This window comes from Thermomonospora echinospora (assembly GCF_900108175.1).
GTDB lineage: Bacteria > Actinomycetota > Actinomycetes > Streptosporangiales > Streptosporangiaceae > Thermomonospora > Thermomonospora echinospora.
In genome coordinates this window covers 131,336-153,552 of sequence record NZ_FNVO01000004.1, presented here as the reverse complement: position 1 = coordinate 153,552, position 22,217 = coordinate 131,336, and the positions used below count along the sequence as shown (strand labels likewise).

At 69.5% G+C, this 22,217-nt stretch carries 20 protein-coding genes; 15 read left to right on the top strand and 5 right to left on the bottom strand.

Annotated features, from left to right (window positions below):
• Positions 1-108 precede the first annotated feature (108 nt).
• From C4U03_RS10910 to C4U03_RS10875, 8 genes are all read left to right on the top strand, one after another.
• Positions 109-927 carry a hypothetical protein gene (locus C4U03_RS10910; protein WP_103937620.1) on the top strand — a complete coding sequence of 273 codons (819 nt, stop codon included), beginning with the start codon at positions 109-111 and terminating at the stop codon, positions 925-927.
• Between the two features lie 293 nt (positions 928-1,220).
• Positions 1,221-1,511, top strand: coding sequence for a pilin (locus C4U03_RS10905; protein ID WP_103937972.1), 291 nt, complete (start codon positions 1,221-1,223; stop codon positions 1,509-1,511).
• Positions 1,512-2,059: 548 nt separating this feature from the next.
• Entirely contained in the window at positions 2,060-3,448 is a 1,389-nt protein-coding gene (locus tag C4U03_RS10900) for a type IV secretion system protein (RefSeq protein ID WP_146087332.1), read from the top strand.
• The gene (locus C4U03_RS10895) at positions 3,445-4,431 is read left to right on the top strand and encodes a PrgI family protein (RefSeq protein WP_103937618.1); all 987 of its coding nucleotides are present in this window, start codon (positions 3,445-3,447) and stop codon (positions 4,429-4,431) included. Before C4U03_RS10900 ends, C4U03_RS10895 begins: the two co-directional genes overlap by 4 nt.
• Positions 4,428-6,224: a VirB4 family type IV secretion system protein gene (locus C4U03_RS10890; RefSeq protein ID WP_103937617.1), complete on the top strand. Its 1,797-nt coding sequence runs from the start codon at positions 4,428-4,430 to the stop codon at positions 6,222-6,224. Before C4U03_RS10895 ends, C4U03_RS10890 begins: the two co-directional genes overlap by 4 nt.
• A complete protein-coding gene (locus C4U03_RS10885) occupies positions 6,221-8,647 on the top strand; it encodes a type IV secretory system conjugative DNA transfer family protein (protein ID WP_103937616.1) in 2,427 nt (808 codons plus the stop codon). The genes C4U03_RS10890 and C4U03_RS10885 overlap by 4 nt, the downstream gene beginning before the upstream one ends.
• Positions 8,648-8,706: 59 nt before the next feature.
• On the top strand, positions 8,707-9,570 hold the full coding sequence (locus tag C4U03_RS10880; RefSeq protein WP_160146961.1) for a replication-relaxation family protein: 864 nt from the start codon (positions 8,707-8,709) through the stop codon (positions 9,568-9,570).
• Positions 9,570-10,541 carry a C40 family peptidase gene (locus C4U03_RS10875; RefSeq protein WP_160146960.1) on the top strand — a complete coding sequence of 324 codons (972 nt, stop codon included), beginning with the start codon at positions 9,570-9,572 and terminating at the stop codon, positions 10,539-10,541. Before C4U03_RS10880 ends, C4U03_RS10875 begins: the two co-directional genes overlap by 1 nt.
• A 65-nt stretch (positions 10,542-10,606) precedes the next feature.
• On the opposite strand, the gene C4U03_RS10870 is transcribed toward C4U03_RS10875, so the two are convergent.
• From C4U03_RS10870 to C4U03_RS10850, 5 genes are all read right to left on the bottom strand, one after another.
• Entirely contained in the window at positions 10,607-11,176 is a 570-nt protein-coding gene (locus C4U03_RS10870) for a DUF3885 domain-containing protein (RefSeq protein WP_200827191.1), read from the bottom strand.
• A 453-nt stretch (positions 11,177-11,629) separates the two neighbouring features.
• Positions 11,630-12,640 carry a hypothetical protein gene (locus tag C4U03_RS10865; protein ID WP_103937612.1) on the bottom strand — a complete coding sequence of 337 codons (1,011 nt, stop codon included), beginning with the start codon at positions 12,638-12,640 and terminating at the stop codon, positions 11,630-11,632.
• A 775-nt stretch (positions 12,641-13,415) separates the two neighbouring features.
• Positions 13,416-13,907 carry an ATP-binding protein gene (locus C4U03_RS10860; RefSeq protein WP_160146959.1) on the bottom strand — a complete coding sequence of 164 codons (492 nt, stop codon included), beginning with the start codon at positions 13,905-13,907 and terminating at the stop codon, positions 13,416-13,418.
• A 337-nt stretch (positions 13,908-14,244) separates the two neighbouring features.
• Positions 14,245-14,766 (bottom strand): NUDIX domain-containing protein, encoded by a 522-nt coding sequence (locus tag C4U03_RS10855; protein WP_103937610.1) that lies wholly within the window; start codon positions 14,764-14,766, stop codon positions 14,245-14,247.
• 17 nt (positions 14,767-14,783) lie between these two features.
• Positions 14,784-16,049, bottom strand: coding sequence for a helix-turn-helix domain-containing protein (locus C4U03_RS10850; RefSeq protein WP_103937609.1), 1,266 nt, complete (start codon positions 16,047-16,049; stop codon positions 14,784-14,786).
• 669 nt (positions 16,050-16,718) lie between these two features.
• Between C4U03_RS10850 and C4U03_RS40365 the strand changes: the two genes are divergently transcribed.
• The 7 genes from C4U03_RS40365 to C4U03_RS10820 all read left to right on the top strand — a co-directional run bounded on the left by C4U03_RS40365 (position 16,719) and on the right by C4U03_RS10820 (position 22,150).
• Positions 16,719-17,114, top strand: a complete 396-nt coding sequence (locus tag C4U03_RS40365) for an ATP-binding protein (RefSeq protein WP_160146958.1) — start codon at positions 16,719-16,721, stop codon at positions 17,112-17,114.
• Positions 17,104-17,469, top strand: a complete 366-nt coding sequence (locus C4U03_RS39865; protein WP_146087330.1) for a hypothetical protein — start codon at positions 17,104-17,106, stop codon at positions 17,467-17,469. Before C4U03_RS40365 ends, C4U03_RS39865 begins: the two co-directional genes overlap by 11 nt.
• Before the next feature lie 145 nt (positions 17,470-17,614).
• Positions 17,615-18,496 (top strand): hypothetical protein, encoded by an 882-nt coding sequence (locus C4U03_RS10840; protein WP_103937607.1) that lies wholly within the window; start codon positions 17,615-17,617, stop codon positions 18,494-18,496.
• Positions 18,497-18,800: 304 nt separating this feature from the next.
• Entirely contained in the window at positions 18,801-18,947 is a 147-nt protein-coding gene (locus C4U03_RS40360) for a hypothetical protein (protein WP_160146957.1), read from the top strand.
• 306 nt (positions 18,948-19,253) lie between these two features.
• Entirely contained in the window at positions 19,254-19,835 is a 582-nt protein-coding gene (locus C4U03_RS10835; protein WP_146087329.1) for a hypothetical protein, read from the top strand.
• A gap of 939 nt (positions 19,836-20,774) precedes the next feature.
• A complete protein-coding gene (locus tag C4U03_RS10825; protein WP_160146956.1) occupies positions 20,775-21,350 on the top strand; it encodes an SAF domain-containing protein in 576 nt (191 codons plus the stop codon).
• Positions 21,351-21,352: 2 nt separating this feature from the next.
• Complete coding sequence (locus tag C4U03_RS10820) at positions 21,353-22,150, top strand: hypothetical protein (protein WP_103937603.1); 798 nt, start codon at positions 21,353-21,355, stop codon at positions 22,148-22,150.
• The last annotated feature ends 67 nt before the right edge of the window (positions 22,151-22,217 follow it).

Below are 22,217 nucleotides of genomic sequence, written 5' to 3'. Positions count from 1 at the left end.
TCGGCACTGCCGTAGGCGCGTCGGCCGCTTACGTCCGTGCCCATGAACTGCCCAGGCCATGGCGGATACCTGGCGGCATCGATTCGCCACGACCTTCCGGGGGCTGCCATGACCAACCGCAAAACCGGTGACCGGGTAACTCACGTCGCCGATGTTCTCGACACCAGGCGCACCGGCGAGCGGGCCGGCAACGCGCTGGCCATCGCCGAGAGGACGTTTCATCTCCTGATCGCGGGGCCTCGCCCGCTGGCGATCGACGGCCGCAAGGTCGGGCATGGACTGCCCGCACGGGCCGTCGATCTCGGGGAGCTGAGGACACGGCTGCTGGACCGTGCCGCGTCCGACGCGCTCAAGGACGCCGCCTGGGCCGAGTTGGTCCGGCTGGCGCGCACGGGTGATCCGGCCTGGGTGGTCGGCTGTGTGGGGGTGGCCCTGCCGGGGCTGAAGAACGTCGCCGCCCGAGTCATCCGGACCAGCCCCGCGCGGTTGGCCGATGACATCGTGTCGGAGCTGTTGACGGAGTTCGTTGCGCAGCTGGCGCGGATCGACACCGGCCGTCCGCGTATCGCGGCCCGGCTGCTGCTGTGGGCGCGTAAGGGAGCGTTCCGGGCTCGTGGACGCGAAACCCCTTACGTCTCCTGCGACCCGGACAGACTGTCGGTCAATGGGCCGGGTCTCGATCCCAACGCGATGAGCCTGGTGGTCGATGCGGTGAAGCAGCAGGTCATCAGCCCGGACGCCGCCTCCCTGATCATCGCGACTCGGCTGGACGGGGTGTCCCTGCAGGACTTCGCGCGGGAGCGGGGGGTTCCGGCCGATCGGCTCTACAAGCGGCGGCGGGCTGCCGAGGCGCGGCTGGGGGCGGCGCTCCGGAACGGTCACGTGTGGGCGGTGACCAACGACTGGATTTCCAAGCCGGGCCTGTGACGCGGTGCTTCATGTCTGTCAGGCGAGGTACGGACGGGCGGCGGCTCGGACGGACGGTCCATCCGGTCCCCACCGCATCCACCATCCATCTGAGTTCCTCGGAGGAGGACACCCAGAGTCCGGGACGCCCTCGTCCGCCTCGCCTGGCACCCGAAGCCAAGGACCTTCGCAATGCCTCGGGAGGCCATGCCATGCCCACCCATCCCTCATCCCCTCGCCTACCCGGCCGTAGGCGTTCCGTCGGTCGAGGCCGGTTGGCCGGTGCTGTCTGTCTGTGGTCGGCCGGGGTCGCCGTGAGCGCGCTCACGGTGCCCGGTATCGCCGAGGCGGGAACGCGTCTGGCGGAGGTGGCCTCGTTGGAAGAGGTCATCACCAATCTGCGGGATGTCATCGTCGGGCTGCTGGTCGGGCTGGCGACGTTGTTCGCCACGATCGGCGGGGTCCGTTACATCCTGGCCGGAGGTGACCCCAGCGAGGTTGAGGCGGCCAAGAGGACGCTGCGGTATGCGGCGATCGGGTACGGCGTCGCGATGCTGGCGCCGCTGCTGGTGGGGATTCTCCAGCGGATCGTGGGCGTGAAATGAGCACGCGTCTCCGCAGTCTTCTCATGCCTCGGCGGTTGGCCGTGCTCGGTGTCTGCGCTGGAGTGGGTGCGCTGATCGGGGCTGTGCTCATCGCCGGGCCGGAAGTGCGTTTGGCCAGGGCGTTCTCACCGGCGGATCCGCCGCCTCCTGCCGCGTCGCCGACGACGCCGGCCTGTTCGGGGAGGGTGAAGGCCGCTCCTTGGCGGCCGGGGGAGCCTCCCAAGCTGATGTGCGAGGTGGCGCCTGGCCGGTGGGTGGAGGTCGATCCGCGTCGTCCATCGCCGTCTCCGTCCTCCTCCGCGTCACCCTCCGCATCGCAGTCACTGTCCCCTTCTGCGTCGCCGTCATCGTCTGAGCCACCGTCGCCCTCTGCGCCATCGGCGCCGCAGAAGTGCCCGGAGGGGCGGAAGACGGTGACGGTGCCTGGGTCGCCGTTGCCGAAAGTCCTGTGTGAGGTCGAGCCGGGCAGGTGGGTGCAGGTCGCCTCTCCGTACGCGGAGGCGCTGGAGCACAAGGGCCCTGGATGCGGGCTCGGTGATCTGGGGTGTATGGCCAAGCAGGCGGTCAACGGCTGGTTTCAGGATCTGGTCACCTCAGCTGCCAAGCCGGTCTTCGGGTTTCTGGGCGCGACGGTGCTCGGTACGCCGGAGATCGACTCTGGAGGCATGGCGCGGGCGCGTCAGTTATGGGGTGCCTCGCAGGTGATCGCTAACACCTGCTTCGTCCTGGTGGTGTCGATCGCGGGTGTGCTGCTCATGGCCGGACAGTCTCTGCCCGGCCAGGTGTCGCCCAAGGAACTGCTGCCCCGGGTGGTGCTGGCGTTCGGCGCGGTGAATTTGAGCCTGACCTTCATCGGGTACGGCATCTCGTTCGCCAACGGGCTGGCGCAGGCGTTCCTGTCCTCCGGGCCGAGCAAGGTCGACGCCGGTGTGGTCGCCGACACCCTGGGCGCGAGCATCGCGGCGACGGCCCTCACCGGTGGGGTCTTCATGCCGATGGTGGCGCTGGCGGTGATCGTGCTCGCGCTGGTCGTCACGTTCATCTACATCGTTCGCCTGGCTATCACGATGGTGTTGATCGCGGCGGCCCCGTTGGCGCTGATGTTCCATGCCCTGCCGATGACCGATGGGCTGGCCCGGCTGTGGTGGCGGGGCATCACCGGGATCTTGGCCATTCAGGTCTGCCAGGCTCTCGCGCTGGTCACCGCGTTCCAGCTGCTGTTCAGCGAGGTCACCGACAGCAGCGGCTCGGTCGTGGGTGTGCCGACCAGGACCGATCTGACGGACCTGCTGGTGGCGATAGCCCTGCTGTGGGTGATGATCCGCATCCCTTCGTGGGTGGCTCGTACCGTCTGGCAGCCGGCCCAGCCGCGCCTGCTCGGTCAGATGTTGAAGACCTTCGTCCTCTACCGCGGCATCGGCGCGCTCATGAACAAGACCGGGAGGTCGGTACCAGCAGGCGCCGGGACCAAGCCCGATCAGGGCCGTCACCGTCCACCATCGGGCAAGCCGACGCCTCGCCCCACGCGTCCCCGGCGACAGCCGACTCGGCTCCAGCCGACTCACGAGGTCGTTCACAGGCAGCCTCGGCCGCCGACACCACCTGAGCCGCCAGAGCCGCGCAGGCCGCCGCAGGCCGCTCCGCCGGGGTGGAACGTCTCTGCTGACAGCGATACGGGGGTGGCTGGGCGGGCGGTGCAGCTCGCACTGCCGATCTCCGTACGACCCAAGCCCGGCACGGCCCGGCCGGCGCAGTTGGCCTTGCCGATACCGGTCACTCGGGTACCGCGCCCACCGGCTCCGCCGCCTGTCAGCCAGGGAAGGCCGCGTGTTCGTTCGCGGCAGCTCATGTTGCCCGGTATGCCCAGGCGTCCGGTGCCGCCTCGTCAGCTCGCGCTACGGCTTGAGCTGCCCAAGCAGCACGGGAGGAAGGCGTGACGCGCGACGACGAGGCGTTGACCGCCAAGATCCCCGCCGACATCGAGCAGCCCGACAAGATCATGTACGGGCTGACCGCGCGGCAGGTCGCCATTCTCTCCGCTACCGGGCTGCTGGCCTCGTGGGGCTACATGGCCATGGCGGATCGGCTTCCGTTCACGGTGATCGCCGCGGTTCTGCTTCCGGTCATCGGGGGCGGGGCGGTGCTGGCCTTGGCGCGCCATGACGGCATGGGTCTGGATCGCTTCGCGCTCGCCGCGCTCGTCCATCTGCACTCGTCCAAGGCGAGGGTCGAGGCGCCGGAAGGGGTGCACGCCCCGCCCGCTTGGTGCCGGGTGCGAGGACGGCTGCCCGCTCCGTTGCGGCTGCCCGTGCGGGCGGTGCGCGAGGACGGGATCATGGAGCTGGCCGACGGCGGTACGGCCGCCGTGGTGCGGGCGGGAACGGTGGCGTTCGGGCTGCGGACGGCCGACGAGCAGGCCGCGCTGGTCGCGGCGTTCGGGCGGTGGCTGAACTCGCTGGAAACACCCGTGCAGATTCTCGTACGGGCTCGGCCGGTCGATCTGTCCGCGATGGTCGCCCAGCTGATCGATACCGCCCCGCGCCTGCCTCATCCGGCGCTGGAGCAGGCGGCCCGTGACCATGCCGCCTATTTGGCCGACCTGGAGGCCTCGCGCGAACTGCTCACCCGCGAGGTTCTGATCGTCCTGCGGGATACGGCGCGCGAGCAGCAGAGCGCCGCCGCGTTCCCCTGGACCAAGGGCAAGGCGCGTCGGGTGCTGCGAGACGCCGGGGCGGTCGTGGTCGCGCGCCGAGCCGAGGAGGCCGTTCGTTCGCTGGCCGTCCTCGGTGTCACCGCCGAGGTACTGGACACCACCGCGTGCACGGCGGTGCTGGCCGAGTCGCTGTCCCCGGCGGACGCCCGTCTTCCCGAGGTCGCCGGCCCCGGGGAGCTGATCAGCGCTCAGGAGGGTCCGCGATGAGATTCCCGTTCACCCATCACCCCGAGGTCAGCCGGTCCCAGGAAGACGAGCAGACAGAAGACACGTTCGGGCCCTCGGCGTTGCGGGTCGGTGCGAAGTCGCTGGAGTTGCCCGGTGGGGTGTGCGCCTCCTTCGCCGTGGCCGGCTATCCACGAGAAGTCGGCGCGGGATGGCTTGAGCCTCTGCTCACCTATCCCGGGCGTCTGGATGTGTCCCTGCACGTCGAGCCGATCCCGCCGCTCGTCGCGGCGCAGAGACTGCGTCGACAGCTCGCCCGGTTGGAGGCCTCGTCCCGCTCCAATGCCGATCACGGCCGCTTGGCCGACTTTTCAGCCGAAGCCGCCGCCGAGGACGCCGCCAACCTGGCCGCATCGCTGGCGCGAGGGCACGGCCGCCTGTTCCGGATGGGTCTGTATCTGACCGTCCACGCCGCCGACGCCGAGGAGCTGGAGGCGGAGGTGCAGCGGGTACGGGCGCTGGCCGCGTCGTTGCTGCTGAACGCTCAGCCCACCACCTTCCGGGCGCTGCAGGGGTGGGTGGCGACGTTGCCGCTGGCCACCGATGCCGTGAAGCTGCGGCGCGCGTTCGACACCAGCGCCTTGGCCGCCTCGTTCCCGTTCACCTCACCCGACCTTGAACCGCGTCTCGGGCGGACGCCCGTGCTGTACGGGCTGAACGTCTACTCGGCTGGGGCGGTGTGGTGGGACCGGTTCGCCTGCGACAACTACAACTCCGTGACCATCGCCCGGTCTGGTGCGGGCAAGTCCTACTTCACCAAGCTGGAGGTGCTGCGGCTGCTGTTCCACCAGGTCGAGGTGGCCGTGGTGGACCCCGAGGACGAGTACCGGCGCCTGGCGTCGGCGGTCGGTGGTACGCACATCGGCCTCGGTGCGCCCGGGGTGTGCTTCAACCCGTTCGATCTGCCGGACGGGCAGGACGATGACACCTTCATCCGGCGGGCGCTGTTCATCCAGACGCTGGTGGCCGCGATGCTCGGCGAACCGCTCGCCCCCGCCCACCGCGCCGTCCTGGATCGCGCCGTGGTCGCCACCTATGCCGAGCACGGGATCAACTCCGATCGCCGCACCTGGAGGCGTCCCGCCCCGCTGCTGGCCGACCTCGCCGCCCAGCTCGACCGCGACGGCAGCGCCGAGGCCGCCGACCTGTCCGCGCGGCTGGCCCCGTACGTGACCGGCTCCTACCGGGGCCTGTTCGCGGGACCGACCACGACGAGGCCGGACGGGCATCTGATCGTGTTCTCGCTGCGGGACCTGCCCGAGGAGACCCGACCGGTCGGGATGCTGCTCGCCTTGGATGCGATCTGGCGACGCGTCGCCAACCCCGCCGACCGACGCAGACGGCTGGTCGTGGTCGATGAGGCATGGACGCTCATGCAGGAAGGTGAGGGCGCCCGGTTCCTGTACCGGCTGGCCAAGTCGGCGCGTAAGCACTGGGCAGGGCTGGCCGTGGTCACCCAGGACGCCGCCGACCTGCTCGCCTCGGACCTGGGCCGCGCCGTGATCGCCAACTCGGCGACACAGCTCCTGCTGAGGCAGTCTCCGCAGGTCATCGACGAAATAAGCACGGCGTTCAACCTCACCGGCGGGGAGAAGGCGTTCCTGCTGGCCGCCGGTCGAGGCGAGGCCCTGCTGTGCGGCGGGGCCGGCAGCGACCGGGCCGCCTTCTACGCGGTGGCCGGCCCGCAGGAACACGACCTCGCCACCACCGACCCGGCCGAACTCATCGAGCTGGACGTCGCCCGCGGCCACGCCGAGGAGGTGGACCCGCTATGAGCCTGTTGTCAGTGGCCGGCGGCTGGGCGGACCTCTTGCAGGACCCGGAACGGCTCGTCTCCTTGGTCGCCGAATACGGTCCGCCGCTTGCCGTGCTCTCCCTTGCCGGGGCGGTGCTGTTCGCCTGTGCGCGGTCGCTGCTGTGGAAGTGGCGTAACCGCCGTTTCGCGGTGGGCGCGCGTCTGGTCGAGGTGGCGGTGCCGCCGCATGTCGAGAAGGGCAGCGCCGCGGCCTGGTGGACGCATCTGGTCGGTCTCACCGCCCCGGCCTGGAAGCGCGCCGTCTACGGGCAGCCGCACGTCAGCTGGGAGTACGTCGCCGACACCACCGGCCTTCGCGTTCAGATCTGGGTGCCTGGGATGATCCCGCCTGGGCTGGTGGAGAAGATGATCCGGTCGGCATGGCCTGGTGCGACCATCACCACCCGCCCTGTGTCGGCTCCGGTCCCGCTCACCGCGTCCTCGGCCGGGGGATGTCTCGTCCTGGCCCGCCCCGACCACTACCCGCTGACGCACCAGCACGACGCGGACCCCTTGCGGGCCCTGCTCGGCGCTGTCTCCGGGCTGCGCAGTGGTGAGTACGTCGCCGTTCAGGTGCTGGCCCGTCCGGTCACGGGGCGCCGCCTGCGCCATGCCCACCGAGCCGCCTCGGCGCTGCGCGGTGGCCGTTCGGCCGCGTCTCAAGGCAAGGTCTTCGATCTGGTCACTCCCGGCGGGTCCGGGCACGCGCGCCCAGGTGAGCTGGCCCGGACGTTCCCTGAACGTGCCGAGCAGGTCCGCGCGATCCTCGGCAAGGCCGCGCAACCGCGGTTCGAAGTGCAGATCCGCTATGCCGTGGCGACCAGCCACCGCAGCGACGAGGCCGCCCGAGGGTGGCTGCGCGGCCATGCCCACGAGGTGGCCTCCACGTTCGCGCTCTACTCCTCCGGTCACCAGTACCTACGCCGCAAGCGTCTAAGCATCCCGGCGGTCCGGTTGGCATCGCGCCGTCTGGACTGGGGCTATCTGCTGTCGGTGCCCGAGTTGGCGGCGGTTGCGCATCTTCCCTACGACCTGGGCGCACCGGGCGTCACCCGTGCGGGTGCCCGGCCGGTCGCCCCGTCCCCGGCGGTGTCGGCGCGCACGGTGGGGCCGGTGCGGGTACTCGGCGATGCGGACGCCGGTTACCCCCGGCCGGTCGCGCTGACCGTCGCCGGTGCCCGCCAGCACCTGCACGTGCTCGGGCAGACCGGCGTCGGCAAGTCCACCTTCCTGGCCAACCTGATCCTCACCGACGCGTACGCCGGACGAGGTGCGCTGGTCATCGACCCCAAGGGCGACCTCATCGCCGACGTGCTGCAACGGCTCCCAGAGCGGGCGGTCGGCCGGACGGTGGTGTTCGACCCGTCCGAAGAAGGCCCGCCGCCCTGCATCAACGTCCTGGCCGGAGCCGATCCGGCGTTCGCGGTGGACTCGATCGTCACCATCTTCCGCCGCTGCTTTTCCACAGCCTGGGGACCGCGGTTGGACGACCTCATGCGCTCGGCCTGCCTGACCCTCGTACGGGCTCACGGACCAAGGGCCACCCTCGCCGAGGTCCCGAGGCTGCTCACCGACAGCCCGTATCGAGCCCGGGTCATGGCCAAACTCGGTGACGAGCTGCTGCGCGGCTTCTGGGCCTCCTATGACGAGCTGTCACCCGCCGCCCGCTCGGCCGTGATCAGCCCGGTGATGAACAAGCTGCGGGCGGTCCTGCTGCGCCCGTTCGTCCGTGACGCCCTGTCCGGCAGCGCCTCGACCGTCGATCTCGGCCACATGCTCGACCACGGCGGGCTGATCCTGGCCCGCCTGCCCAAGGGCGTGCTCGGCGAGGACGCCGCCCGCCTGTTCGGCTCCCTGCTGCTCGCCCACACCTGGCAGGCCGTCACCCCGCGCGCCAAGGTGCCCGAGGACAGCCGGCCGGACGCCGCCGCCTACGTGGACGAGGCCCACAACTTCCTCAACCTGCCCGGCTCCATCAGCGACGTCCTCGCCGAAGCCCGCGCCTACCGCTTCAGCCTCGTCATCGCCCACCAGCATCTGTCCCAGCTGCCCAAAGACCTCCGCGAGGCCGTGTCGGCCGACGCCCGCAACAAGATCTACTTCACCGCCTCGCCCGAGGACGCCACCGACCTCGCCCGCCACGTCGCGCCCCTGCTCACCCCGCACGACCTGTCCCACCTGGGCGCGTACCAGGCCGCCGGACGACTCGTCACCGAAGGCGGACTGTCGTCGGCCTTCACCTTCCGCACCCGCCCTCTGCCCGAACCCGTCCCCGGACGCGCAGAAGCCGTACGGGCCGCTTCTCGAGAGAGGTACGCGGCCCGGAAGCAGCAACGCCCCAGCGCTCGGCAGCCGTCGACCTTGACCGATCCACGCACCGCCACACCACGGAGGCAAGCCTGATGACCCGATCCAGCAAGACCGCTAACCGTATGCGCGGAGCCCACGGCCACCGGCCGAGGATGTCCCCAGAGCTGATCGCCGACCTCGCGTACCGGCTGACCGGACGAGACCGGAAGATCCTCGAACTGGTCTGGGAACACCGCGTCCTCACCACCGACCAGCTCACCGCCATCTTCTTCCCGAGCCTGGTCAGGGCCCGCCAACGACTACGGCAACTCCGCGAACTCTTCGCGCTGGTGCGGTTCCAACCATGGACGTCGGTCGGAACGTCTCCCCAGCATTGGATACTCGGCCCGGCAGGCGCCCACGTCCTGGCCGCACAACGCGGGATCAGCCTCCGCAACCTCGGATACCGCCAGGACAACGCCATGGCGATCTCGCTGTCACCCAAGCTCGGCCACCAGGTCGGCGTGAACGACTTCTTCGCCCACCTGCACGCCTACGCCGGGCGGCGAGGCGACGGCACGGCCCTCGCCGAATGGTGGTCCGAACGCCGATGCGCCTCCCTGTGGGGCGACCTCGCCCACCCCGACGCCTTCGGCCGATGGACCGAACCCCAGGAGATCGGACCGTCGGCCACCATCGACTTCTTCCTTGAGCACGACACCGGCAGCGAACCCCTCTCCCGCGTGGCCGCCAAACTGACCGGCTACGCCGCGCTCGCCGAGTCCACCGGCATCGCCACTCCTGTGCTGTTCTGGCTGCCCAGCGCAGCGCGGGAGGCCAACCTCCACGAAGTCCTCGGCACCCCGGATGTGCCGGTGGCCACCGCCGTCCACACGCCCCGGGCGGCCGTCGACGGTCCGGCCGGGCCGGTGTGGCTCCCGGCCGGAACGACCGGCCCACGATGCCGGTTGGTGGCGCTGGCGGACGCATGGGGCCCACACGACCGGCAGCACGGGACCGGCCCCGGGGCGGCTTGATGCTGCTGGCCATCGGCGTTCCGGTGGCCGCCGTGTTCGTCGTCCTGGCCGTCTTCGTCGGAACCCTCGGCGCGATCCTTCCCGGTGGCGGTGACGCCGCCTGCCAGACGGCACCCGGCCGGACGGCCCAGGCCGACGTACCGCCCGCCTACCTGGCGCTCTACCTGAAGGCCGCAGCCCAGTACGGCATCCCGTGGAACGTCCTGGCCGCAATCGGTGACGCCGAGTCCGACCACGGCCGGGGCACCGGACCCGGCATCACCTCCGGCACCAACCACGCCGGTGCGGCCGGTCCCATGCAGTTTCTACGAAGCACCTGGGCGGCGTTCGGCGTCGATGGCAACGGCGACGGACGCAAGAACATCTACGATCCCACCGACGCGATCCCGGCCGCCGCCAGGTACCTCAAACACAACGGCGCACCCGCCCACCTCGAACGCGCCCTCCACCGCTACAACCACGCCGACTGGTACGTGAAGAAGATCCTGCGACGAGCCGCCGAGTACGGCGAAGGCGGCAGTGCCTGCCCGGACGTACCGATCGCCGCAACCGGACGCGCGGCCATCGCGGTCAAGGCCGCCCTCCGCTGGCTCGGCACCCCCTATTCCTGGGGCGGCGGCGGGCTCAACGGCCCCACCCGAGGCATCGCACGAGGTGCGGGCATCGTGGGCTTCGACTGCTCAGGCCTCACCCGCTACGCCTGGCACCAGGCCGGGGTCACCATCCCGCGCATCTCCCAAGACCAGTGGAAGACCCTGCCGCACGTCCCGGCCGGCCAAGAACACCCCGGCGACCTCGTGTTCTTCCGAGGCTCCGGCGGGACATCCGGCAGTCCCGGCCACGTCGGCCTGGTGATCGGCAGAGGCCGGATGGTCGAAGCCCCCCGCACCGGCCTCAAAGTCCGGATCAGCAGCATCCGCAACCGGTCCGACCTCGTCGGCTACGCCCGCCCCACCTACCGCCGCTCCTGAACGCAGCCCTGACAGGCCACGCCGCCACAACCGAAACGCCCAGGAGACAGCAGGGCGGAGAATCGTCAGAGACCAGACGGGTGGTTGGAGAGCCAGTCGGCATACCGATCACGGAGCCGGTCCCTTTCTTCAGACGTGGGAAGAAAGACGTCGGCACCACCGTCGTAGGGATGATGAATGCGCTGCATCCGAGTGTCGGTGATGAGGACGTCCGCCACCCTCTCATCAGCGACATCGCGCAGCAGGTCATCGATGCACCCCCGCCGCCAGGGCAGTCGAGTGACGAAGAGGTGGTAGTAGGTGCGGAACTCCGGGTCGGGGTCATCCGCCACGAGGAGGCTTCGCCAGTAGCCCGTGCTCAGTCGACCGGCGGGAACATCAGGCTCGGTGGTCCACACGGCAGTGATCACGTACACGTCCGTACCCGCGAACAACTCGTCGAGGACGGAGTTGTAGCGCTCCAGTACGACGGCGTACTCGGCCTCATCCTCGGCGTACCGCTTCGACTCCGGCAGGCTGTGGAAACGCACCCACACATCCCGGTACGGCCCACGGAGCTTGTGCCCGACAGGGTCGCAATCAGGCCAGCGCTGCCGCCACAGCCCTGTCAACGCCGCCCATCTGCTTTCAGGCACCTGAAGCACACTTCCTCTCGCACACGGACACAACCCAGCGGACCACGATGCCCGACAGCCCACCTATCAAAGGGAACGTGGTCTTGACTCTGGACGCATCCCCCACGAGTTCCCAACGTGCCGTGACGACTCCGATGCGCCGGAACAGGGCAGGACCGGTGCCACCCAAACCAGGCCATCAGCCCGCGATACGACCGCATGAACGCTGAGCGGGACACCCGCCATCACATCCCAGACGTCCACACACCGAACCCTGTGGGGTGCCGGGGTGCGCCCTACCGGGGCCCAACGCGCCATAGGCCCCACCGATCACGTGGGGTCAGTGGGGCCTCGGCGTTCCGCGTCGACGTCCCGATAGATGCCCTGTGAGGCGCCTGACGTGCCGTGATGGCCCCAAAGCTGTCGGAGGCGGGACCGTTGCCGGTCCCGCCCCCGATCGGGCTGTCAGGCGTCCTATGACACGTCGCCGTCACCGGCCGCCGTGCCGGTGGCGGCCGTGCCGGTGGCGGTGGTGGTGGTGGGGGCGGTGTAGCGGGCGGGACGTTCGCTGGTCAGCACGGCCTCACCGTTCTTGGCCAACGTCTCCAACGCGTTGGCCACCGCCCCCGACGACCGTCCCAGCACCTTGGCGATCTCGCCCGGGGTGAACTCCTTGCCGGGGTGCGCGCTCAGGTGCGCGACCACCTCCGGCCGCAACGGCCGGGGCGCGGCCCGGTCGGCGCGGACCGCCCCGGTCCCCTTCGCACCGGTGCGGACCGGGCCGACCTTGGACGCCTTCCGCACGTTGTTCGCCTCGGCGTAGATGCGCTCCAACCCGGCCACGGTGGCGACCTGGTCACCGGCGACGACGGCCGCGTACGCGGTGGTGACGGCCGCCAGCAGGTCCGCCAGCGCCCGGCGGGTGTCCTCGGCGGTACGGGCCCTGGCCAAATCGGCCAGGACCTTCGCCCGCCGCGCCTCCTCCTCAGCCATCGCCTTCTGAAGGTCGGCCTCAGCCGCCGCCCGCCGATCGGCCTCGGCTTGCATGATCCGCATCGCCTCCGCAATCGCCTCCGCCGTCACCGCCGGGGCCTGCGGGACGGTGGCCTCAGCGGCATCGGCGGTCGAAGCGGTGGCCGTGTCGATCGTCGTGTCCGGGGCCGGTGCCCACGTGTCCGGCAGGGCACGCCCGTTGTCGCCGCGCCCTCCCGGCGTGCACACCACCCGCCCCGACGTGGCCAGCGCGATCAGCTCGGCCTTGGCCACCGCACGGGCCACCCCCGCCGCGTTCGCGATGACCGGCACCGTCCCGCCGGGGTTGGCCGTCACCGCGTCCCACACCACCCCAGCCGGGCCGTCCGGGCGGGCGGTGGACGCCGGGGCGGTGGTGGTGTCCGGGGTGGCGGTGGTGGTGTCCGGGGTGGCGGTGGCGATATCAGCGGCCGGGGCGGCGGGAGCGGTGACCGTGTTCTTCTTCGCGGCCATTTCATGACTCCTTTTCGGTGGCGGCTGCGGCGGGGATTTCCGTCGCCGCATTTCGTTGTCGTGACACCACGATTTCTCGACCAGCCATGGATCTCAAGCCCGAATACGCGTTTCCCATATCGCCGGAACGGCTGGGAAGGCTTACCTCTCCAACCTCAGAGCAATCACATTTTTTGCGATTTCCCGCATCGGCGCACTTGACTTCCCGGTCACCGACGAACGGATGCAATCCGAGCCGCAGACACCTCAAGGGCGGGTCGCGGGCCGGCACGCGATGCGGGCGAGCCTCGTCGCCGTGGCGGCTGCCGCCGGCTCGGCCGTCACCGCACGTCTCCTCGGGGGCAGGTCAGCGGGATGGGGTCCTGGCGACGCAGCTCGCAAGGTCGGAGCTGGGCACGCTTCCTGCCCGCCTGATGTATTCGGTGTTGTCGCCTGGGATGGCGAGTCGGGGCCACCAGCAGCAGACCCGACAGGTTCCCGACCTGCAAGAACGCCACGACAAGGGGGTGCCGCTCATAAGGAGAAGGGCGAACAGAACCCGGAACGATAGACCCTTCAAGTGACCGCGAAGCCCCCCGAGCATCCGCGCCCTCACGCCCATACTGCCTTGGCGCGGAGAAGACGATAGGCATCCGAAGCCGCAAGGCATCTTCCGAAGCGGCGAAGGCCCCACCCGCAACCCCGTGGAGGAATGCGGGCAGGGCCTCGGCGTCAGGCTCGCCTATCGTGGACCGCAGGGACCAGCCCGCTACCACCGGGCTGGTCCCCCCTGCGGCTATGACGACAGCACCGCCTGCAGGTCGGGACGAGTGCCGGTCTCGGCGCACAGGTCCAGGTCCGCCCAGACGGTGTGCCCGCCGTCACCGCTGCCATGGATGCCCAGCGCCATGGCCAGCTTGGACACCGCCCGCAGCCCCCGCCCGTACTCGGTCATCGGCTCATCCGGCAGCTCAGGCAGCACGACCGGCACGCCCCCACCTCCCTGATCGGTCACCCCGACATAGGCCACGTCATCGAGCACCACCTCCAGCCCGAACCAGCCCCCGCGATGACCGGAGTAACTGTGACGGACCGCGTTGGAGGCCAGCTCGGTGACGATGAACCCCACCTCGTCCTCATACCCGGTGCCCGCGAACAACGACACCGCGAGCCGGCGCGCCACCGTCACCTGATCCAGCCGCCCCGGATACGTCCGCCGCCACCGCAACGGCTCCGGCGACCGCAACCACTCGGCGGCCGACTGGTACCCGGTCCTGCAATTGCCCATGGTCGATTCCCCCATTCGGTGATTCCACCCGCCGCCGGAACACCGGCTATGACCGTCACGGGCGGTCCGGCCACCATCAGGAATCACCTCATGCCAGATGGTCAAGTCATCCGCAGATGCTCACCGAGACATAGGCTCTCTCGAAATAGGAGAAGGCCGCACGGCGAAGAGGCCGCGCAGCCTTCTCCTCCGCCCGGTCGAATGTAGCTCGCTCCGCAGTCTAGGTTGCGGGGAACACCGAGCAGAGACGGTCCAAAGCCTACTGCCCTGCACGCCAATCAAGCGAACCCTCCACAAAGGAGAGACCGAGAGCATGAGACATGGCCAGACCGAACGCTTACCAGCGCCAACCGTCGTGCAGGTACATCGCACGCCCTGCCTGAAGGCCCTCCAGCGCCGCTTGCACGCGTCGCCATACATAGGGCCGGAGCCGTTCGGCGGCCTGCCCCTCGTCGCAGAAGGCAAAGGCTGCCAACTCGCCGTCCAGCATCTTGATGTCATCTATCCGGTCATGGCCGAGTATGCCGCCGTCGAAGATGAACATCAACGAATCGTCCCATGGTCCGTGCGGAGACACCCAGTCAACACACAGCAGCGGTCCGGGGCGGATGTCGAGGCCGAGTTCTTCCTTCAGCTCGCGACGTACCGTGTCGGCCGGTGGCTCGTTCGCCTCGCTCATGCCACCGGGCAGGTCCCAGTCCGGCTTGTACTTCGGATCGACCAGGAGCAGCCGGCCGCTGTCGTCTCTAACAAGTGCGTCGGCGCCAACGCGTTTGCGGGGTTGGGTGGCGTTGCCCTCGGCCAGATGCGCCCGCCAGGCTTCAGGATCTCGCTCATAGAGCGGCTTTTCTGGACGCATCCGTCCTCCCCGGTGCGTCATCGGACGACGCTGCCGCTGGTCAGCCATCTGTAGAGGCCGACCCTCCGATGGACGGCCTGTTCCAGCCAGGGTAGGAACTCCGCAACGGCGGGACCGGTGCGGTAGGGCTCCAACAGCGAGCGCAGCTCATCCAATTGCTGCGTCACCAGGTGGGAGCTGAGTGCCTGCGTCGCCTCAAGCACCTCGTACGCAATGGCGCATGCCTCCTCGGGCTTGCCTTGGGCGATGAGCACGTTCACCAGGAGGAGTTGCGCAAAGGCGCGGCTGCGGGTGTGGCCGCCTGCTCGTAGTTCCATGACCTGCCGGGCCTGGCGTTCGGCCTCATCGAGGTGGCCGAGCCGGCGCATGCACCGGGCGGCTTCGCTGGCCAGCGAACCGGCGTCGAACGGGCTGACCCACGGCGATGGCTCCTCGGCGGAAGATCGCTCCAGCGTCTTCTCCGCCTGGAGCAACGCCCCCGCACAGGCAGCCGAGTCGTCCAGTGCCGCCAAGCCCCGCGCTTCCATGGCCAGTAGGCGAGCCGACAGCGCAGGCATGGGCGGTGCCGCCGTCAGCACCGAGTGTCCCTGCCGGGCACGGTGGATGGCGTCCCTCGGCTTGCCCAGGTGCAGGAACAGATGGCTCAAACTGGCGTGGACATGCGCGCTGAGCTGGGCATCACCGCCCATCTGGGCGAGGTCGAGCGAGCGGTGGAAGTGCCGACCGGCCACGCTGTCGTGCCCGGCGTCGTGCGCCATCCATCCGGCCATCTCGGTGAAGCCGCCTGCTGCTGTGAAGTCGTCCGCGCCGTTGTTGGTCCCTTGGGCGCCGAAGAGCCGCGGAGCGATGGCCGTCTGCAGGTAGCTCGTCACCGTGGCGTAGAGATGGCCGCCACCGACCTGGCGGTCAGCCGCCCGGAATGCGTACAGGGCAGCGACGTCCGGGGTGTCCCCGAGCATCGGCGTGACACCCGCCAGCGGCATCACCGTCGAGTGCTGAACGGCTGTCGGTGGAGACGGGGCTGAAGGCTGTCTCGGGCGTGGAACGTTGATGGAGGCGTGTTCCTGGCGATCTTCCGGGAGCTTGAACCAGAGCAACCGCGACGGGATGCCCAGTACCCGGGCCCAGGAGATGAGTCGATTCAGGTCGGTGATGGGCGGTCCGCTTTCGACGCGGCTCAGGTAGGCCTGCGTGACGTTGAGCCAGCGGGCGACCAGGTCTTGAGACAGCGGCCGGGGCCCGTGCAGCGGGTGATGGCGATAGGCCCGGATGACATGCCCCATATGCCACGACTCAAGGGCTGCGCGGATCGGTCCGGTTTCCCAGAAGTCCGAGGGAACGGCAGGCGGGATCGCGAACCGATTCCGGGCTTTTGCCTGACATGGTGCGCACTGGGCGGCTCGGTTGTCCCGGGCGAGACGGCCGCCGCAGGAGCAACAGAAACGCGCTTCACCTCGTGCGTCCATGCCGACGGTTACCCCTCCGGATCAGTCGGTCGCCGCCAGTGTAGAACGCCTGGTCCAAGCATGTCCGGACGGTTATTCATCCCGGTCATAAAGATCATGCGGGACTGGAATGACCCAGCGCCGACGTACGCCTGCACGCTGGTCACCCCAGCGAAGCCGCAATGACCCGACCGACCTGAAGACCATGCCGACAAGGTGGCCGCCTGCTTCCGCCAGGCGGATATGGGGCTGGGGCGGACCTTATCGGCATGCCGACGGCAGGGCCGGCGCTACGCCGAGTCTCCTCCTCCCACCCCCCTTGGGAGTCCCCGAGAGGCTGGCGCCGGTGCCGGCCCTGCCTCCACTCCCAAGCGATGGGTGGCGATGATGGATGTACGGCGGCACCACAGCCTCTGCGCTTCTCTGCGCTCCGGCGATGGAAACGACGCGGACTCCGCAAGCCCGTCGTCGACACGTCTCATCGATTCCCGGTTCGAGAAGTGGGATGTGCCCATCAGCGACCAGGCCCCGGGCCAGGTGCGCCGATGGGCCGCCGACCTCCTCACCCGGTGGGGAGCCGCGGACGCGGTCGAGGACGCGGTGACCGTCCTGACCGAGTTGGTCACCAACGCCTGCCAGGCCGGGGCGAGCAGGGTGATCGTGTCGATCGAACCGGACGCAGGCCCGAACGTCATCGAGGTCTGCGTCTGGGACGACGCCCCCGGCGTACCGCAAAAGCACGAGCCCGACCTGAGCGCCGAGCGGGGCCGAGGCCTGTTCATGGTCGACGCCCTCGCCGCCCGGTGGGGCCACCACGCTTTGCCGCTCGGCCCCGGCTGTTCCGGCAAGGTGGTCTGGGCGGACCTTGCCGCCCATGGCGCCGGGAGCGGCGATGGAGCCTGACCAGATCGCCGCCGCCTTGGAGCGAGCCCACCCCGGATGGGCGGTCATCCCCGGTTACTACACCGGCTGGTTCACCGCCATCCCAGGGCCGTCTTACCCCTACCTCGACAGCGGAATGATCACCGCCATCGACCCCACCGAACTGCAACGCCGCATGGCGTTGGTCGAAGCGTCCGGCAAGAACACCACCGGCCAGGCCAGACCCGCCCCCGTACCGCCCGCGCCGCCACCGCCATCGAACCCGCCCAAGTCAGGTCGGGAGCAGCCCCCTGATCAGCCCCGGAGTCATCCGGCGCATGGTGACGGCCCCCACCCACCCCGTGGGGGACCACCCCGGCCCAGTACGCGCTGGTGACCCGCAACCCCAAGCCCGGGACGGCGCCCGACGGGAGCGGTTCGGGCGCCGCCCCGTCCCCACCCCCACCACTCGACCGCAGAAGGAGATCCCCTTTGATCCGACGGCGCCGTAACCGGCCTCCCGGAACTTCGTGTGAACTCTCATGATCAGTGACGACACCCACAGCGCATGCGATCAGGTACGGGCCTGGCGGCGGGCCGCCTACACCTACCTGCGCCGGTATGCGGCCATCGGCTGGACGATGCGCCTCGGCGAGGACGGCTGGAACCTGACCACACCCCCTGCCCTGAACGACCTGCCGCCGAGCAAACGGCTGCGCAAGCACGCCCGTCAGGAGGCTGAACGGCTGTCGCTGGCCCACCAGTACCTGCTGTGCCCTCTCACCACCGCCACGGCGGTAGCGGCCGGCGCGCACCTGCGCGAGGACAGGCACACCCACGCCCAGACCCAGGCCGGACGGCCCAACGTGGTCGACACCGCCGGTATCACCCCGCCCACGCCGTTCGGGTTCGTGTGCTGGCAAGACCCTTGCGGCATCGGCTACAACCTTGGCGGCGCCCCGATCCTGGCCTGCCACTGGGGTCGTCTACCTCGCCAAGAAGGCACCTGGCTGGCCTGGTGGGCCGACGGGCGCGCCACCCTCCACGCCATCAAAACCACCGACCCCGCAGCTCGCCAAGACAAGCCGTGGGCGAGGGCCGCCTCCACCGTCGGCTGGTGGACGCACATAGGGCCGCTGTACTACGACTACCAGCAACTCCTACGCCCCCACGACCTCTCCAAAGCCCCAGGCAAGACCAGGCACGACAAGGCCGACCAGACCGATCCGAGTAGTGAGGAGGGCATCGCCGCGCCGGACGTCGCGCTCATCTACACCACCGTCGCCACCTGGCAGCTACTGAACGACTCCGCGACGGTACACCTGACCGAATACCCGCCCTCACCCGCCGAGGCAACAGCCGACCTCACCGCCGGACTGACCCCCCGCCCCCTCACCCTCGCCGCCTTCCCCAACCAGCCATGACCACCCGCCCCAACACGGCAACACCAGACGGCGAGAGGAACGCCGCAGCGGTCGGCAGCGAGGCCGACTCGGGGAGCTTGCCGTCGGAGCGGCTCACCAACTCCCGGTTCGAGAAGTGGGACGTGCCCGTCAACGACCAGGCCCCGGGCCAGGTGCGCTGGCGGGCCGTCGGCCTCCTCACCCCAAGATGCTCTGAACCGATGGGCACAGCGGCATGGATCCCGCTTCCCACAGATCGATTCACTGGGGATGGGCGCCAAAGATCCTGGGCCAGAGAGAAGGCAGCCCGGCGGGTGTCGACCCCATGATCCCGGATGACCTGCTGAAGATCGTCATCTGTATCGGCCTGGGGCACGTCATCACGCTGGCATTCGGCCTGCTGTGCGGCTTCGCCCTCGGCCTCGACCGGGCCGCAGATCTGGCCAGGTGCCGCTGCAAGGACCCCGCATAGACCCCGCTCGTTGGTCTCTTCGAAGACCCACCTCGCGGGAATTTACAGGATCCCTCAGACTTCCCGGCAAACCTCTCAATTGTCATCAGTCTGCAGCTTCAAGGCATGTCAAGCACCTCCTCGCACCGCTTGGGCACACTTTAATTACTCATGTGCCAAGCTTTTCCTTGGCGCCGATGCATTGAGACGCGAAGTCGCGCCTGTGGGATTACCATCACCCGGAGCCCCGCAACGACTCGCAAAGCTCAAACTCCACGAGTGCGACCGGGGCGCCCGCTTCGCGTTCAGTTGTCCGGAGGTGTCGGCTTGAGCGGAACTGGCCAACGCTCGTTCGCGTCCGTGCGTCTGTGCTGGCTTGGCGCTGCGGTCGGCATGGCGTGCGGAGTGTTGCTGGCCGGTTGTAGCGAGGAAAGCCCCACGGTCGCCCTGCCGACGCAGACCGGCTCGGCTTTGGCCGTACCTTCCTCCTCGCCTCCCTCGACGTCGCCCGAGTCCGAAGCTGAGGTGATCAAGGATGCGTATGAGCAGTTCGCAGCGCTGCTGGATCGCGCTCACACCTTGCCGGCGGCCAGCCGCAGGCAGCACTTGTCCACGTACATGACCGATCCACAGCTTTCGCGGGTGCTCGATCGTATCGAGAAGCTTCGAGCGGACGGTCTTGTCGCATACGGAACGACGGTCGTTCACATCAAAAGCGTTCTGATCGACGGAAACGACGCGACCGTGCACGACTGTCAAGACACCAGAAACGCCGGACTCATGCGCGCGGACACGCACAAGAAGATCAGTCGGGGAGTCAAGGAAGAGAACATCAAATCGTACATGCTCAAGGGAGCCGATGGGCGATGGCGCATCAGCAAGTCAGTTGCATTGGGCGAGGGCTGTTGAATCGTCTGATCATTGCTTCCGCAAGCTCTTTCGCCTGTGGCGTGGTACTCAGTCAACCAGCCGCAGCAGCACCGCCATCGCAGCGTCCAAAGCCGCCGTCTGTCAACGGCCGGACATACGTATTCGGAGCGCACCAAGACGGCCGCCCCGGAGGGGCCCCGGGCGGCCAGGGCCCGCGTGCACAGAGGGCTTTGAGCGGTAGCGCACCCAAGAAGTCCCTGCCGACCTTGTGTAGCTGGTGGCGGGGAGGCGTGGCGGTATGCAAGCCGATCTCGGTCCCCGACGACAAGCCAGAGGGCAAGCCGAAGGTGTCGCCGGCGGAGCTGGCGATTACGGAGTGGAGGCGGTTGCCGGTTCCGGCGCCGGTGGTGCGGACGGCTCCGCCTCGGGGGCGTGATGGCCTGGTGGGGTTGCCGCACTGGTTCTGGGTGGCGAACTGGCGGCCGTTGACCGGTCGTGCCGAGGCGGGCGGGGTGTGGATCGAGGTCACCGCCCGGCCGCAGAACTTGACGATCGAGCCCGGAGGTGGGCAGCGGCCGGTGCGCTGCTCCGGGTCCGGCACCGCCTATGACCCGTCGCGACCTGCGGTCTCGCAGCGGACGGACTGTTCTTACACCTTCACGCGGTCATCGTTCAGGCGGCCGGGAGGTGCGTATCGGGTGCGGGCAACGGTGGTGTGGGGCGGGACGTGGACCGGCTCCGGTGGAACGGGCGGGGTGTTGCCGCCGCTGAGTCGTTCGGTGAGCTTCCCGGTCCGGGTGGTCGAGGCGCAGAGCTTGTACAGGTGAAGGCGGGGATCCGATGGCATCGACCGACAGGAGACCACCCACGGTCCCGGGGCCGAGGGAGGCAGGGGATGTTGCGGTAGGACGCGGGCCGTTGCGGCGGCCGTCCGGACGGTTGGCGCGGCAGCGGCGGCCGGGGTGGATCGCGGCCGGGGTGACGCTGACGGTCCTGGCGGTGCTGACGAACGTGTACCTGTTCCAGAGTGCCGGCCATCGGGTGTCGGTGGTGCGGGTCGCTCGTGATGTGCCGGTGGGGCAGCAGATCAGCCGCGCTGACCTGGACGTTGCCCAAGTGGCGGTGGATGCGGTGCAGACGATCCCGGCCCACCAGCTGGATGAGGTGGTGGGCCGCCAGGCGGCGGTGGGGCTGCGCAAGGGGACGCTGTTGGCGACCTCGCAGGTGACGGCGCAGGTGGCCCCCCAGCCTGGGGAGGCGTTGGTGACGGTGCCGCTCAAACCGAGCCAGGTGCCGGCTGGGCTGGCTCCGGGCTGGCGGGTGCGGGTGGTCTTCACCCCCGGCAGCAACGGCGGCCATGACGCGACCGCCAACGGTTCCCCGAGGCGTGCGGGCTCGGGTGAGGTTCCGGCGGTCGTCGACCAGGTGGGCGAGCCGGACACCGAAGGCACGGTGTCGGTGTCGCTGCTGGTGGCCGATGCCCACAGCAGCACGGTGGCACGGCAGGCGGCGGCCGAGCTGGTGGCGCTGGTGGTCACCGCGAGGAGGGGCTGAGCATGGCGTTGTACTGCCTGATCTCCCCCGGCGGAGCGCCCGGGGTGACCACGACGGCGCTGGGGCTGGCGCTCACTTGGCCGGGCAAGGTGCTGCTGGCCGAGTGCGATCCGGCGGGACGCCGCGTCCTGCCGGGCTTCATGGCCGAGCGCCTGCGGCAGGCACCGGGACCGGGGCTGCTCGGGCTGGCGATGGCGATGGAGCCCGATCCCCACGCCGCCGCCGCGTCCTTGGCCGAGTACGCCCTTCCTCTGGGCGACGGCGAGGCGGAGCTGCTGCACGGGATCCGCGATCCCCGCCACGTCCAGCAGCTCGCGTCGTTGTGGCGACCGCTTGCCGAGGCGTTCACGGCCGTCGAGGGAGATGTGATCGCCGACCTGGGGCGCGTCGGCGGCCCGGACACTCCGGTCGCGTTGCTGGCGGCGGCCGATGCGGTCGTGGTGGTGCTGCGCCGCACCTTGGCGCAGGTGGACGCCGCCGTCCCGCGGTTGGAGGTGCTGCGGGGCCTGGTCGGTGAGCAGGTGCCGGTCGGGTTGTGCGTCATCGAGGACGGCTCCTACAGCATTGCGGACGTACGGCGCGTGCTGGAACTGCCGGTGTTCGCCGAACTGCCGTATGCGATGGCCGACGCCCGGGTGTTGTCCGATGGCGCGCCGCCACGCCTGACGTTCAAGACCTCACTGCTGATGCGGGCGGTGGACGGCCTGGGCAAGCGCATGCGCAAGGCCGTTGCAGAACGCCTCGTCCCAGACGGGGAACCGAGCACGTCAGCCCCGGTGACGTTGGGAGGCGGCCGGTGACGGGTTACGGCTGGGCCGGGCTCGATGCCGTCGGCCACACCCTTTCCGATTCCCTCGCGGCCAACGG